A 15,176-nucleotide genomic window follows, 5' to 3' on the forward strand; every position below is an offset into this window, starting at 1 on the left:
GGGCGGCCGCGCCCGCCGCAGCGGCCGCCGCGCTCGCACCACGCACGGAGGCCGCCGAGTCCGACATCTGCGCCGAGGCCGCGCCGACACCGCGCGGTTCGCGGGCACCGCCTGCCGCTGTTTCAGGCTGCGCCCTGCCCGCCTTCGCCGTCGCGACGGCCGCGCCCGCGCGGGCGGCGGGAGCCGCTGCCTCCCCGCGCGCGTTGCCTGCCGCCGCTGCGGGATCCGCACCGCCGGACGAGGTCATGCCGGCGGCGGATGCGCCGGCTGGCCCGTGGGTCGCCGGGGTGTCGTCGAGGGCCCCGCCGCGGCGCGCCTCACGGGCCCCGCCCGCCACTGCCACGGGCTCTGGCCCGAGCGGCTCCGTCCGGCTCGCATTCGACCGCGTTGCCTCCGCACCCGTGCCCGGGGCGGGGCCCGACGGGGCCGACGTCCGGGCCGGGGAGGTGGAGGCCGACGACCGGCCGCGGCCGGGGGCCGACGCCGACGCCTTCCGCGGCTTCGCCGCTGCGGGCTCTGCGGCCTCGCCGGAGGCGGCGGCCGACGTGCTGATCTCTTCGCTGTGCCCGCCGACCGGGGCGTCCGGCCGGTCCGTCAGGGGCGAGGCCTGGGCACCTGTCTGGCTGGTGCGACCCCTGGCCGGTGCGGGGCGGGAACCCGAGGGGAGAGCACCGGGGGCGGCTGCCCTCGGGGCGGCGGCGCCCCCGTTGTTCGCGGCGTTCGCTCCCTGGAAGGTTGCGGGTACGTCGAACCGGGTCACGATCTATGCCTCCGTCGGGGTCGGTGTGGCGGGAGTGGTGGCCAGGCGGGCGCAGGCGGCCAGGGGGATGGCGACCCAGTCGGGGCGGTGGCGGGCCTCGTAGACGACCTCGTAGATCGCCTTGTCCGTCTCGAAGGCGCGCAGCAGCACCGGGTCGAGGGTGGGGTCCTCGGCGCCGGTGGCCGCGTAGCCTGCGCAGAAGGCCTCGCGGTTGCGGGCCGCCCAGGCCGCCGCGACGGCCGGGTCGGCGATGCGGGCGTGCGCCGCGGCGTAGTCGAAGGAGCGCAGTATCCCGGCCACGTCCCGGACGGCGGGCTGCGGGAGGCGCCGCTCGTCCAGGGTCTTGGCCGGTTCGCCCTCGAAGTCCAGCAGCACCCAGCCGCGCGCGCTGCGCAGCACCTGGCCCAGGTGCAGGTCGCCGTGGACGCGCTGGGCGCGCAGCCGCAGGCCGCTGCGCGCCGCGAAGGCGAGATCGCGGAAGATCCGCCGCAGCGGGTCGCGGTGGCGGCCGAGCGCCGGGACGGCGAGGCAGGCCGCGTCCAGCCGCCGGGCCATGGTCTCGGCCATGGCCTCGACCTCGGCCCGGCGCAGTACCGTCACCGGCATGCTGCGCGCCAGCGCGAGGTGCACGTCGGCGGTGGCCCGGCCGAGCAGAAACGACTCTGCGGCGAAGTTGCCCACCCGGGCCGGATCGGCGTCGAGCAGCTGGATCTGGCGCAGCGCCAGCTCCCAGCCGTCCTCGGCCTCGCGCAGGAAGTGGGTCAGCACGCCGAGCGTCGCCGGGGCCTCCTGGGGGGAGTCCGGCAGCTCCGCCTCGAACCAGGCGAGCGGCGCGGGGATGCGGCTGCTGCCGGCCCGGCCGAGGGCCAGCGACAGCTCCAGATCCGGGTTGAGGCCCGGGGAGACCCGGCGGAACAGCTTGAGGATCGCCGCCTCGGCGGGGCTGCCCCCGTCGTAGATGATCGAGGTGTTGGACTGCTCCGCGGTGCTGACCCGGCCGGGCGCCGCGGCCGGGAGGCGTCCGCCGAGGGTGGAGAAGCGCAGCGGGCCGAGCCGTTGCGGCGAGGTCAGCAGCGCGAGCAGCCGACGTGTCAGTGCCGGGTCGTAGGCTGCGTCGTAGGTGACCAGCCCGTCGTGCGGACCGCTGGTGATCCGGCCGATCACCGCGTCCTGCGGGACGGCCGCACCGTGCAGCCCGGGCAGCCCGTCGGGGTGGGCGCCGAGCAGCAGCTGGTAGACGTCGAGGACGGGCGCGCCGCCGCCCGGCGGGCGCTGCTCCACGCGCAGCAGCAGGTGCAGCAGGGTGCCGGTGCCGCGGGCCAGGCCGGTCGGGCCGGGCAGCGCGGTGACGGCGAGCGGGGTGATGGCGGAGATCGGGTGGCCCTTGCCGGCGAACCAGCGCCTGCGTGGCAGCCAGTCGCGCAGCATCGGCAGGGTGGCTTCGACGAGGGGGCGGTAGCCGGCCGCGGGAGTCGGCGGGACCGGCGTGGTCACGGCACGCGGGCGGGAGGTGTCGGACATGTCTCCCTTTCCCCGGAAAGGCCGGTGCGACCGGTGATGAGGGCGGTCATCACCGGTTGAACCATTTTTCCGGAAACGGACGGACGTGGCATCGTCGGCACGCCCGGTGGAGGACGGCGTTGCGCAGGACGGGGGATGAGCGTCGGGTTCAGTGGCGCACGTTCGTTCGATGGCCGTGTGCGGGCACGGGCAGGTCGCCCGGGCGCAGCCGGAACCAGTAGAAGCCGTGGCCCGCGAGCGTGAGCAGGTACGGCAGTTGGCCGATGGCGGGGAACCGCACCCCGCCGATCAGCTCGACCGGGTGCATGCCCTCGAACTCGCGCAGGTCCAGCTCGGTCGGCTGGGCGAAGCGCGAGAAGTTGTTGACGCACATCACCAGGTCGTCCCCGTAGGCCCGCAGGTAGGCGAGGACGGCCGGGTTGCTGGAGGGCAGCTCCGCGTAGGAGCCCAGCCCGAAGGCCGGGTTGAGCTTGCGGATCTCGATCATGCGGCGGGTCCAGTGCAGCAGCGAGCTGGGGTTCGCCATCTGCGCCTCGACGTTGGTGACCTGGTAGCCGTAGACCGGGTCCATGATCGCCGGCAGCGAGAGCCGGCCGGGGTCGGCCGTGGAGAAGCCGGCATTGCGGTCCGGCGTCCACTGCATCGGGGTGCGGACGCCGTCGCGGTCGCCGAGCCAGATGTTGTCGCCCATGCCGATCTCGTCGCCGTAGTAGAGCACGGGGGAGCCGGGCAGGGAGAGCAGCAGCGCGGTGAAGAGCTCGATCTGGTTGCGGTCGTTGTCCAGGAGCGGGGCCAGCCGCCGGCGGATGCCGACGTTGGCCCGCATCCGCGGCTCCTTGGCGTACTCCGCGTACATGTAGTCGCGCTCCTCGTCGGTGACCATCTCCAGGGTCAGCTCGTCGTGGTTGCGCAGGAAGATGCCCCACTGGCAGCCGGAGGGGATGGCCGGCGTCTTGGCGAGGACCTCCGAGACGGGGTAACGGTTCTCCCGCCGCACCGACATGAAGATCCGCGGCATGACCGGGAAGTGGAACGCCATGTGGCACTCGTCGCCGCCGGAGGAGAAGTCGCCGAAGTAGTCGACCACGTCCTCGGGCCACTGGTTGGCCTCGGCCAGCAGCACCGTGTCCGGGTACTCGGCGTCGATCTCCGTGCGCACGCGCTTGAGGAACTCGTGCGTGGCGGGGAGGTTCTCGCAGTTGGTGCCGTCCTCGGCGTAGAGGTAGGGCACGGCGTCGAGCCGGAAGCCGTCGATGCCGAGGTCCAGCCAGAACCGCAGCGCCGCCAGCATCTCCTCCTGGACCTGCGGGTTCTCGTAGTTCAGGTCCGGCTGGTGGGAGAAGAAGCGGTGCCAGAAGTACTGCTTGCGGATCGGGTCGTAGGTCCAGTTCGAGGTCTCGGTGTCGACGAAGATGATGCGGGCGTCCTGGTAGAGCTTGTCGTTGTCGGCCCACATGTAGTAGTCGCCGTAGGGGCCCTCCGGGTCGCTGCGGGAGGCCTGGAACCACGGGTGCTGGTCGCTGGTGTGGTTCATGACGACGTCGATGATGATCCGCATGCCGCGCTGGTGGGCGGCGTCCACGAACTCCACGAAGTCCGCCAGGTCCCCGAACTCGGGCAGGACCGCGGTGTAGTCGGCCACGTCGTAGCCGCCGTCCCGCAGCGGCGAGGCGAAGAACGGGGGCAGCCAGAGGCAGTCCACTCCGAGCCACTGCAGGTAGTCGAGCTTGGCGGTGAGCCCCTTCAGGTCGCCGATGCCGTCGCCGTTGGTGTCCTGGAAGGACCGGACCAGGACCTCGTAGAAGACGGCGCGCTTGAACCACTCCGGGTCGCGGTCGCGCTGTGGGGTGTCGGCGAATGTGTCGGGGACGGGTTCGTTGACGATCACTGAGCGGCCCTCCGGACCGTGAGGATGTGTGCCGGCAGGGTGTGGGGGTCCAGCCGGACGTAGTTGTGGCGTCCCCACCGCCAGACCGCGCCGCTCAGCTCGTCGAGGACCTCCCACTGACCGTCACCCGACTCCCCGAAGACCTCCGGGTCGAGGGTCAGCGTGCCCTCCTGCGGGTGGTGCGGGTCGAGGGTGACCACGGTCAGCACGGTGTCCTCGCCGCGGGTCTTGCTGTAGGCGAGGAGCTGGTCGTTGTCGGTGGGGTGGAACCGCAGGTTGCGGAGCTCCTGCAGGGCGGGGTGCGCGCGGCGCAGCCGGTTGAGGGTGGTCAGCAGCGGCGCGAGCGTGTCCGTGCGCGACCAGTCGCGCGGACGGAGCTGGTACTTCTCCGAGTCGAGGTACTCCTCGGAGCCGGGCTTCACGGAGGCGCCCTCGTAGAGCTCGAAGCCGGCGTAGACGCCCCAGCTCGGGGCGAGGGTGGCGGCGAGGACCGCGCGGATCGCGAACGCGGCCCGGCCGCCGTGCTGGAGGTAGGCGTGCAGGATGTCCGGGGTGTTGGTGAACAGGTTGGGCCGCATGTAGGCGGCCGCGTCCCCGGAGAGCTCGGTCAGGTACTCGGTCAGCTCCTGCTTGGTGTTGCGCCAGGTGAAGTAGGTGTAGGACTGGTGGAAGCCGACCTTGGCCAGGGTGTGCATCATCGCCGGGCGGGTGAACGCCTCGGCCAGGAAGAGCACGTCCGGGTCGCTCTTGGCGATCTCGCCGAGGACCCTCTCCCAGAAGACGACCGGCTTGGTGTGCGGGTTGTCGACGCGGAAGATCCGCACGCCGTGCGACATCCAGTGGCGCAGCAGCGAGACGGTCTCGGCGACCAGGCCGTCGAAGTCCCGGTCGAAGTTGACGGGGTAGATGTCCTGGTACTTCTTGGGCGGGTTCTCGGCGTAGGCGATGGTGCCGTCGGCCCGCTGGGTGAACCACTCCGGGTGCTTCTCGACCCAGGGGTGGTCCGGGGAGCACTGGAGGGCGAAGTCGAGCGCGACCTCCAGGTCGAGCTCGGCGGCGCGGGCGGTGAAGGCGTCGAAGTCCGCCATGGTGCCCAGATCCGGGTGGATCGCCTCGTGGCCGCCCTCGGGTGAGCCGATCGCCCAGGGGGAGCCCACGTCGTGGGGGCCGGCCTCCAGGGTGTTGTTCGGCCCCTTGCGGAAGGCTCGGCCGATCGGGTGAACGGGCGGCAGGTAGACGACGTCGAAGCCCATCGCGGCGACGGCGGGCAGTCGCTCGGCCGCGGTGCTCAGCGTGCCGGAGACGGGGGCGTGACGACCCGTCGGGTCGACCTTCGCACCCTCGGACCGCGGGAAGAACTCGTACCAGGAGCCGTAGAGCGCACGCGGCCGGTCCACCTGGAGCGGCAGCGGGCGGGAGGCGGTGACCAGCTCGCGCAGCGGGTGCCTGGCCAGGGTCTCGCGCAGCTCGGGGCCGAGCGCGGCCTCCAGCCGCTCCAAGGGCGGCAGCTCGGACTCGCGCAGCAGCTCGGCCGCGGCCAGCACGTGTGCCTTGCCGTCCTTCTTCCGCACGCCGGCGGCGGCGCGGTCCAGCAGCAGCGCGCCCTCCTCCAGCATCAGGCCGGGCTCGATCCCGGCCCCGATCTTGATCCGGGCGGCGTGCTCCCAGGTCGCGACGGGATCGGCCCAGGCCTCGACGGCGTAGGTCCAGCGGCCGGGGGAGGTGGCGGTGATCTCGGCGCCCCAGCGGTCGGTGCCGGGGGCGAGCTCGCGCATGGGCGTCCAGGGGCCGCTGCGGCCGCGCGGGTCGCGCAGCACCACATTGGCGCCGATCAGGTCGTGGCCCTCGCGGAAGAGCGTCGCGCTGACCTCGAAGACCTCGCCGACCACGGACTTGGCCGGGCGCCGTCCGCAATCCACCGAGGGGCTGACATCCAGTACGGGAATACGGCCGATCATCTGGAGCTGGTCGTCCTTTCGTGCGGGCATCACGCAGGGCGGCGGTGCACGGGGGCGGGGCGGGGGCGGAGCGGGTGCTGCGAGTGCTGCGGCTGGAGCCGGTGGTGCGGATGGTGCAGGGGTGCCGCAGGCGTCGGGTGGGTAAAGCTGAGGTAAAGCGAGATTGCGGCAGAACCTGAGTCCAGCAGAAGTCAGGACAAAAGGGGTGTCGACGGGCGTCGAGGAGCCGACGGTGAACCAGAACGGGTGAAGCCGAAAGGGTGTGACGCTCAGTAATGGTGACGCTGTGTGAGGGTCGAACGGAGAGTGGCGAAGCACGGGGGATGCGGCGAAGCACGGCGTTCTGCGGCGGCGCGGTGACCGACGGAGAGCGTCGGGGAGCGACCCAGAGAGCCTTCCCCGGCCTCACCGCCCGGCAACCTGCCACCTGTCGAACGCCGTCGTGTTGACAACGATCGCGCGCGACGCGTGGACACGCAGAACCGCCGGTTCCGCATCGGTGTCACGCAGGTCGGCGCGCCCGTAGCGACCTGCTCCGATCCTCGCACCGAACGCGGGTGCTACGCGCGGGTAGCGACACATTTCGGCCATGGATCAAGGCAGTTGGCCGTGGCTGGTTGGACGGCTGTGTGTCGGAGTCGTGAATTCCTACGATCGTGCGCTACCGCACTCCGGCGTGCGCCCGCGTGCACCCTGCCCCCGAAAGAGTGAATGGCTGCGCCGCCGATCGCACCAATGCGCCGAACGGCGGCAGTGCGCCTCCCTGTCGCTCGGCGACGGCCTGACGGCGCGGCTATCTTCGGCTGGGTGAAGGCAATCCGACGTTTCACGGTCCGCACCGTCCTGCCCGAACCGCTCCAGGCCCTTGGTGAGTTGGCACTCAACCTGCGCTGGTCCTGGCATCCGGAGACGCGTGAGCTGTTCCGATCGGTCGACCCCGAGGTCTGGGAGGCGGTCGGCTGCGATCCGGTCCGCCTGCTCGGCGCCGTCTCCGGGCAGCGGCTGGCGACCCTCGCCGGCGACCGGCGGTTCCTGCGCCGGCTCCACGACGCCGAAGAGGATCTGCGCGACTATCTCACCGGCCCGCGCTGGTACCAACAACAGCGCGGCCGGGAGCTGCCCGCCGCCATCGCCTACTTCTCGCCCGAGTTCGGCATCACCGCTGCGCTTCCCCAGTACTCCGGCGGCCTCGGCATCCTGGCCGGGGACCACCTCAAGGCCGCCAGCGACCTCGGCGTCCCCATCATCGGCGTCGGCCTCCTCTACCGCCACGGCTACTTCCGCCAGTCCCTCTCCCGCGACGGCTGGCAGCAGGAGCGCTACCCCCTGCTCGACCCGAACGAACTGGCCGTCAGCCTGCTGCGTGAGCCGGACGGCAGCCCCAGCGTGGTCGCCCTGGCCCTGCCGGGCGGGCGGGCGCTGCACGCGCAGATCTGGAAGGCCCAGGTCGGCCGGGTGCCGCTGCTCATGCTCGACTCCGACATCGAGGAGAACGACGCCCGCGCCCGCGACGTGACCGACCGTCTCTACGGCGGCGGCAGCGAGCACCGGCTGCTCCAGGAGATGCTGCTCGGCATCGGCGGCGTGCGCGCGGTGCGCACCTTCTGCCGGCTCGCCGGACACGCCGAACCCGAGGTCTTCCACACCAACGAGGGACATGCCGGATTCCTCGGCCTCGAGCGTATCCGCGAACTCACCCGTCCGGAGGACGAGGGCGGCGCCGGGCTCGACTTCGACGCGGCCCTGGAGGCCGTCCGGGCCGGAACCCTGTTCACCACTCACACACCTGTTCCTGCCGGCATCGACCGCTTCGAGCGCCAGCTGGTGCAGCGTCACTTCGCCACCGGCGGTGGCGGCGTCTCCGGTGCAACGGAGGGTCTGCCGGGCGTCCCCGTCGACCGGGTGCTCGCGCTCGGCGCGGAGAGCTGGCCGGGAGGCGACCCGTCGCTGTTCAACATGGCCGCGATGGGTCTGCGGCTGGCCCAGCGCGCCAACGGCGTCAGCGAGCTGCACGGCCAGGTCAGCCGGGGCATGTTCAACGGCCTGTGGCCGGGCTTCGACGCCGCCGAGGTGCCGATCACCTCGATCACCAACGGCGTCCACGCGCCGACCTGGATCGATCCGGAGGTGGTCCGTCTCGCCGCGCGCGAGATCGGCCCCGAGCGGATCGACGACGCCATGGTGCTCGGCGAGTCCCGCCGCTGGGACGGCATCGACGCCATCGGCGACGCCGACATCTGGGAGCTGCGCCGGCGGCTGCGCGCCCAGCTCGTCACCGAGGCCCGCGCCCGGCTGCGCGCCTCCTGGCGTCAGCGCGGGACCGGCGACGCCGAGTTGGGCTGGACGGGTGACGTGCTCGACCCGGACGTGCTGACGATCGGCTTCGCGCGGCGGGTGCCCTCCTACAAGCGCCTCACCCTGATGCTGCGCGACCAGGAGCGGCTGCGCTCGCTGCTGCTGCATCCCACCCGCCCGATCCAGATCGTCGTGGCGGGCAAGGCCCACCCCGCCGACGACGGCGGCAAGGCGCTGATCCAGAAGCTGGTCGCCTTCGCCGACGACCACGCGGTGCGCCACCGGATCGTCTTCCTGCCCGACTACGACATGGACATGGCCGCCAAGCTCTACCCGGGCTGCGACGTCTGGCTCAACAACCCGCTGCGCCCGCTGGAGGCCTGCGGCACCTCCGGCATGAAGGCCGCGCTCAACGGTGCGCTCAACCTCTCCGTCCTCGACGGCTGGTGGGACGAGTGGTTCGACGGCGCCAACGGCTGGGCGATCCCCACCGCCGACGGCGAGGTCGACGAGGACCGCCGCGACGAGATCGAGTCCGGGGCGCTCTACGACCTGATCGAGTACCAGGTCGCTCCGCGCTTCTACGAGCGGGACGCGTCCGAGCTGCCGCGCCGCTGGATCCAGATGGTCCGCCACACCCTGGTCACCCTCGGCCCGAAGGTGCTGGCCGGCCGTATGGTCCGCGAGTACGTCGAACGCCTCTACACCCCCGCGGCCGAGTCGCGACGGGCGCTGGCGGTGGCGGGCCAGGGCGGCGAGGCCTTCGAGGGTGCGCGGGAGCTGGCGGAGTGGAAGTCCCGGATCCGGGCCCGCTGGGCGCAGGTCCGCGTCGAACACGTCGAGGCGGCGGGTGGCGCCGACGCGCCGGAGCTGGGCTCGACGCTCACCCTGCGGGTGCAGGTCCACCTCGACGGGCTGGACCCGTCGGATGTGGACGTCCAGGCGGTCTCCGGCCGGGTGGACGACACCGACGTGATCTCGGACATCTCCACCGTCTCCCTCAAGCCGGCCGATCGCGCCGACGTCGACGGCCGCTGGCGCTACGAGGGCCCCCTCGAACTCAGCCGCACCGGCCCGTTCGGCTACACCGTCCGCGTCCTGCCCAGCCACCGTCTTCTCGCCGCCGAGGCCGAACTCGGTCTCGTCACCGTCCCGGCGGAGACGACGGGCTTCTCCGACGGAGTCCTCAGGTAGGACCGCAGCCGGGGTTGCGCCCCAAGGCGCAGCTCCGGCGTGGTCCGTCTCGGACCGTGGTCACCCTCTCGTGCCGCCTCGGCGGCGGCCCTAGAGTCGGGGCCATGACCTTGCTGGTGAGCCGACGCCATGTCGATCATGGCCGTGCCACCACAACGGGTTGTCGCCGCGTCAGCTGACGCGGCGCGCTCGTTTCGTCTCCCCTCCTCGCACGTACGAGGGCCGCTTTCGCTTTCTCAGAGCCGAGCGGCCCTCGTCGGCGTGTGCACCCGTCGTCATCCCTGCGTGGCCGCAAGGCCTCCGACCCATGACACAGGAACGGGACTCCGCCATGCGCCTGCGCACCACCCTGTCCGTGCTCACCGCCGTCGCCGCACTCTGCGCCTTCGGCCCGCTGCCGCCGCAGAACCCCGGCACGGCCGGGAACGGGACGGCCACCATGCACGGCGACTCCGCCTCCAGCGACACCACGCCCTATGCCGGGCCCGGCAGCGGCCCGATCAGCTGGAGCCGCACCGCCCTCGCCTCCGCCTGCCCGACGGTGGTGATCGGCAGCGACGGCCGGCCGGTCGCGCTCTGCACCACGATCTTCGGGCAAACCCCGACCGTGCACCTGCTCGACCCCGCCACCGGAGCCGACCTCGCCTCGCTGGCCCTGCCCGAGGGCAGCCTCTTCGGCGGCGTCTACGCCTATCTGGACGCCTCGAACGCGCTGGTCGTCGTGGACGGCGACGACGACCTGCTGCGCATCGGCCACCACCTCTCCGGCGGCGCCTGGTCCCTGACCGTCGACCGGTCGACCTCCCTGGCGGGGGCGATCCCCTCGGGCGACGCCATCGTCGGCCTCAGTCCGGGCTGGGACGGCCGGATCTGGTTCGCCACGGCCGGCGGCGTCATCGGCACGGTGGACACCCCGACCGGCGCCGTGAGGACCCTCGTGACCGGCGAGGGCGTCGCGAACAGCATCTCCACCGTTCCCGGACACACCGCCGTCGCCACCGACCACGCGCTCTACCTGCTCGGCGAGGCACCGGACGGCACCCCGGTCGTCGACTGGCGCGCCCCCTACGACCGCGGCCCGGGCCGCAAGCCCGGACAGCTCAGCTGGGGCACCGGCGCGACCCCGAGCTTCTTCGGGCCCGGAGACGGCACCGCGTACGTCACCCTCACCGACAACGCCGCGCCCCACGAGAACCTGCTGGTCTACCGCGTCGCGGGCGGTCCGACGCCGGTCTGCTCGACGCCCGTGCTGACCCAGTACCCGGAGAGCGGCACGGAGGACGCGGTCATCGCCTCCGGTTCCAGCGTCTTCGTCACCGACACCTACGGCTATCCGTACCCGGCCCTTCCTGCGGGGGCCCCGGCGAGCGTCCCGGCGTCCGCGTCCTTCGACGGCGGCATGAGCCGCGTGGACCTGAACCCCGACGGCGACGGCTGCCACCTGGTCTGGAACAGCGACGTGAAGTCGGCGGCCCTGCCGCGGCTCTCGCTGGCGGACGGCAGGATCTACACCCTGACCGTGGCCGGGCCCACCGGCTCGCTGGGCGCGCAGACCTTCGCGTCGTACTCCTACGCCACCGTCGACCCGGCCACCGGCGCCCCGCTCTCCCGCTCCTGGATCGGCCTCGGCCTGCTCTACAACCCGCTGCAGATGACCGGCACGACCGCGCCGGACGGCACGCTGTACCAGGGCACCGAGACGGGGGTGCTGCGCCTCACCCGCGGCTGAACGCGAACGGGGCGTGGCGCTGCGTCGCAGCCCCACGCCCCGGCCCCGCGCCCTACACCAGGCTCTCCCTCCACGCCTGGTGCAGGCCGGCGAAGCGGCCGGTGCCGGAGACGAGGTCGGCGGGGGCGCCGTCCTCGACGACCTGGCCCTGGTCCATGACCAGGACACGGTCGGCGATCTCCACCGTGGAGAGGCGGTGAGCGATGATGACCGCCGTACGGCCCGCCAGCACCGTGGCCATGGCACGCTGGACCGCCTGCTCGCCGGGGACGTCCAAGGAGGACGTCGCCTCGTCGAGGATCAGCACCGCCGGATCCGCCAGCAGGGCGCGGGCGAAGGCGACCAGCTGACGCTGGCCGGCCGAGATGCGGCCGCCGCGCTTGCGGACGTCGGTGTCGAAGCCCTCCGGCAGGGCGGCGATGAACTCGAAGGCGCCGATGGCCCGCGCCGCCTCCTCGACCTCCTCACGGGAGGCGTCAGGACGGCCGATGGCGATGTTCTCCGCGACCGTGCCCGAGAAGAGGAACGACTCCTGCGTCACCATCACCACGCCGCGGCGCAGCTCGGGCGTGGACAGCTCGCGCAGGTCCACGCCGTCGAGGGTGACCTTGCCCTCGGTCGGGTCGTAGAAGCGCGCGAGCAGCTTGGCCAGGGTGGACTTGCCCGCACCCGTCGCCCCGACCACGGCGACGCTCTGCCCGGCCGGGATACGCAGGTCGAAGCGGGGCAGGACCTGCTTGCCGGTGCGGTAGGAGAAGGCGACGCCGTCGAAGTCGACCGCGCGGCCCGGGATCGCGTCCTCCGTCTTGGCCGGCAGCGCGACGGGCTCGCCCGGCTCCGGCACCGACGGCTCGTGGGCGAGCAGGCCGGCGATCTTCTCCAGCGCGGCGGAGGCCGACTGATAGCTGTTCAGGAACATCGCCACCTGGTCGACCGGGTCGAACAGCCGCCGCAGGTAGAGCACGAAGGCGGCCAGCACGCCGAGCTGCAGGCTGCCCTGGGTGACCAGGACGGCGCCCCAGACCACCACGCCGGTGATCCAGATGTTCGCCGTGGCCCGGGAGGACGCGACGAACTGAGCCATCGACAACAGGCCCTGCGCGTTGGCGTCGGTGTACTCGCCGTTGGAGACGGCGAACGCCTCCTCGTTGGCGGCCTCGCGGCGGAACGCCTGGACCGGGCGGATGCCGTTCATCGTCTCGGTGAAGCGGACGATGACCTGGGCCACCGCGGTGCGCGACCGCCGGTAGATCGCCTGCGAGCGGCGCCGGTAGCCGCGGGTGAACAGGTAGATCGGCACCACCGAGGCGAGCGAGGCCAGGCCCAGCCGCCAGTCCATGACGATCAGCAGCACGGCGATGTAGACCACCGACAGGATGACCGACAGCAGCTCCTGCAGGCCCTCGTTGAGCAGCTCGCGCACCGTGTCGACGTCGCTGGTGGCGCGGGAGATGATCCGGCCCGAGGTGTAGCGCTCGTGGAAGTCGAGCGAGAGCGCCTGCGCGTGGCGGAAGATCCGCCTGCGCATCTCCAGCAGGATGGCCTGGTTGATCACGCCGGACAGCCGGATGAAGCTGCGCTGGAGCAGCGTGGCGACCGCCGCGCAGCCAAGGTAACCCGCCGTCACCGCGATCAGCGGACCCCAGTCATGGGCCCGCAGGGCGGGGATACCGCGGTCGATCGCGTAGGAGACCAGCAGCGGGCCCACCTGGAGCGCCGCCTGCTGGATGGTGATCATCACCATGGCCAGCACGACGCGGGCCCTGTGCGGGCCGAGCAGCGAGCGCAGCAGCGCCCGCGGCGCGCCGGGCGGGACGGGGATGTCCTCGCCGTCGCCCGGCCCGGCCGGTGCCTTGTCCTCCTGGAGGTCGGGCTCCTGGAGAGCAGCCTCCTCCAGGAGCTCGGTCTGTTCCGCCTCGGTGAGGTCCCTCTCGGTGACGCTCATCGCACCAGGCTCCCGTCCTCGGTTCCTTCGCCGGTTCGCTCGCCGGCTTGTCCGCCGGTTCGTTCGCCCGACATCAGCTCCCGGTACTCCGGGTTGGACTCCAGCAGTTCGTGATGGGTGCCGACCGCCGTGATGCGGCCGTCGGCCAGCAGCGCCACCCGGTCCGCGAGCAGCACCGTGCTCGGCCGGTGCGCGACGACCAGTGCCGTCGTGCCGGCCAGGACCTGACGCAGCGCCTGCTCGACCAGCGCCTCGGTGTGCACGTCGAGCGCCGAGAGCGGGTCGTCCAGCACCAGGAACTCAGGCGCGCCGACGACCGCGCGGGCCAGCGCGAGACGCTGGCGCTGGCCGCCGGACAGGCTCAGGCCCTGCTCGCCGACCTGGGTCCGGGTGCCCTCGGGCAGAGCCCGGACGAACTGCGCCTGCGCGACGTCCAGCGCCCGCTCGAGCGCCTCCTCGGGCGCGTCCGGCGCGCCCATCAGCACGTTCTCGCTGACGGAGGCGGAGAACAGGGTCGGGTCCTCGAAGGCCATGGAGACCAGCGCGCGCAGGCGGGCTCGGGGGATCTCACGGATGTCCGTGCCGTCCAGGGTGATCCGGCCGCCGTCGATCTCGTAGAGCCGGGGGAGCAGGGCGGTCAGCGTGGTCTTGCCACTGCCGGTGAGGCCCACCAGAGCCATCGTCTCGCCGGAGCGGACGTGCAGATCGACGCCGGTGAGCAGGTCGGGCGAGCCCGCGGGGGCGTCCGGGTAGCGGAAGCGCACGTCGGCCAGCCGGATGCCGTCCCGTGCCGGGGCAGGTGCGGCCTGCACGGCGGACCCGTCGCGGACCGGGCCGTCCTCGGCGTCGGCCGGCCGGGCGTCCATGACCTCGTAGAAACGATCCGTCGCGGTCGCCGCCTCGTTGCTGTAGGCCAGCAGCCAGCCGAGCGACTCGACCGGCCAGCGCAGCGACAGCGCCGTGGAGAGGAAGCCGACGAGCGTGCCCGCCGTGGTGCTGCCGTGGGCGACCTGGACGACGCCGACCGCCAGCGAGGTGCCGAGCGCGAGCTCGGGCAGGCCGACGATGACCGCCCACAGGTCGGCCAGCAACCGGGCCTTCTTCAGCTCCGTCCCGCGCAGCAGCTCGGCCTGCGCGCGGTAGCGGGCGGCCATCGTGCGGTGCCGCCCGAAGGACTTGAGGATGCGGATGCCCAGCACCGACTCCTCGAGCACGGTGGCCAGGTCGCCGTTCTGGTCCTGGGAGAGCCGGGCCGCGGCCGAGTACCGCCGCTCGAAGTAGGAGCAGAGGATGATCAGCGGTGCGGCCGGCAGGACCGTGATCAGCGCCAGCTGCCAGTCCAGCGTGAACATGATGCCGATCCCGGTCAGGAAGACCATCGAGTTGACGATCAGGAAGACCAGCGGGAAGGCCAGGAACAGCCGGATGGTGTACATGTCCGACGTCGCCCGCGACAGCAGCTGGCCGGAGGCCCAGCGGTCGTGGAAGGAGACGGGCAGCCGCTGCAGCTTGGCGTAGAGGTCAGCGCGCATCTGCCGCTCGACGCCGGCCAGCGGCCGGGCGACGAACCAGCGGCGCAGGCCGAACAGGCCCGCCTCCAGCAGGCCGAGCACGAGCAGCAGCACGCCCTGCCGCCACAGCCCGCCGGTGTCCCGGTGGGCGACCGGGCCGTCGACGACGTTCTTCAGGACCAGCGGGATGACCAGCGCCGAGAGCGACGCGAGCAGCGCCGAGACCGTGGAGGCGGTCAGGAACCACCGGATCGGCCGGACGTACGGCCACAGCCGCAGCAGCGACCGCGTCGCGGAGTGCGAGGCCGGCTGCGGTGGGCTCGGATCGGAGGCTTCGGGGGCGGGGCGGGAATCCTGCTGCGTCGACACCTTTCG

7 protein-coding genes and 1 pseudogene are annotated in these 15,176 nt (G+C 72.5%); 2 read left to right on the forward strand and 6 right to left on the reverse strand.

Annotated elements, in window-relative coordinates; translation table 11 throughout:
• The 4 genes and pseudogenes from TR49_RS45865 to TR49_RS28320 all read right to left on the reverse strand — a co-directional run.
• Positions 1 to 247: pseudogene (locus TR49_RS45865) on the reverse strand (hypothetical protein); the annotation flags it as partial.
• Positions 248 to 763: 516 nt separating this feature from the next.
• The gene (locus TR49_RS28310; RefSeq protein ID WP_042386698.1) at positions 764 to 2,281 is read right to left on the reverse strand and encodes a maltokinase N-terminal cap-like domain-containing protein; all 1,518 of its coding nucleotides are present in this window, start codon (positions 2,279 to 2,281) and stop codon (positions 764 to 766) included.
• A gap of 148 nt (positions 2,282 to 2,429) precedes the next feature.
• Positions 2,430 to 4,169, reverse strand: coding sequence for a maltose alpha-D-glucosyltransferase (gene treS / locus TR49_RS28315; protein WP_042386699.1), 1,740 nt, complete (start codon positions 4,167 to 4,169; stop codon positions 2,430 to 2,432).
• Positions 4,166 to 6,127, reverse strand: a complete 1,962-nt coding sequence (locus TR49_RS28320) for an alpha-1,4-glucan--maltose-1-phosphate maltosyltransferase (RefSeq protein WP_042386700.1) — start codon at positions 6,125 to 6,127, stop codon at positions 4,166 to 4,168. Before TR49_RS28320 ends, treS begins: the two co-directional genes overlap by 4 nt.
• A gap of 807 nt (positions 6,128 to 6,934) precedes the next feature.
• Between TR49_RS28320 and glgP the strand changes: the two genes are divergently transcribed.
• Positions 6,935 to 9,616, forward strand: coding sequence for an alpha-glucan family phosphorylase (glgP, locus tag TR49_RS28325; protein WP_042386702.1), 2,682 nt, complete (start codon positions 6,935 to 6,937; stop codon positions 9,614 to 9,616).
• A 307-nt stretch (positions 9,617 to 9,923) separates the two neighbouring features.
• Positions 9,924 to 11,345 (forward strand): hypothetical protein, encoded by a 1,422-nt coding sequence (locus tag TR49_RS28330; RefSeq protein WP_236653566.1) that lies wholly within the window; start codon positions 9,924 to 9,926, stop codon positions 11,343 to 11,345.
• A 52-nt stretch (positions 11,346 to 11,397) separates the two neighbouring features.
• On the opposite strand, the gene TR49_RS28335 is transcribed toward TR49_RS28330, so the two are convergent.
• Both TR49_RS28335 and TR49_RS28340 read right to left on the reverse strand, forming a co-directional pair.
• Positions 11,398 to 13,290, reverse strand: coding sequence for an ABC transporter ATP-binding protein (locus tag TR49_RS28335; RefSeq protein ID WP_084725550.1), 1,893 nt, complete (start codon positions 13,288 to 13,290; stop codon positions 11,398 to 11,400).
• The gene (locus tag TR49_RS28340) at positions 13,287 to 15,170 is read right to left on the reverse strand and encodes an ABC transporter ATP-binding protein (protein WP_042386704.1); all 1,884 of its coding nucleotides are present in this window, start codon (positions 15,168 to 15,170) and stop codon (positions 13,287 to 13,289) included. Before TR49_RS28340 ends, TR49_RS28335 begins: the two co-directional genes overlap by 4 nt.
• Between the last annotated feature and the right edge of the window lie 6 nt (positions 15,171 to 15,176).

It is taken from the genome of Streptacidiphilus melanogenes, from assembly GCF_000787835.1.
Classification (GTDB): Bacteria; Actinomycetota; Actinomycetes; order Streptomycetales; family Streptomycetaceae; genus Streptacidiphilus; species Streptacidiphilus melanogenes.

Bases quoted from the DNA above. Each gene is read 5' to 3' on its own strand.
- TR49_RS28310 (WP_042386698.1), bottom strand. From the start codon at position 2,281: ATGTCCGACACCTCCCGCCCGCGTGCCGTGACCACGCCGGTCCCGCCG.
- TR49_RS28330 (WP_236653566.1), top strand. From the start codon at position 9,924: ATGACACAGGAACGGGACTCCGCCATGCGCCTGCGCACCACCCTGTCC.
- TR49_RS28320 (WP_042386700.1), bottom strand. From the start codon at position 6,127: ATGATCGGCCGTATTCCCGTACTGGATGTCAGCCCCTCGGTGGATTGC.
- TR49_RS28335 (WP_084725550.1), bottom strand. From the start codon at position 13,290: ATGAGCGTCACCGAGAGGGACCTCACCGAGGCGGAACAGACCGAGCTC.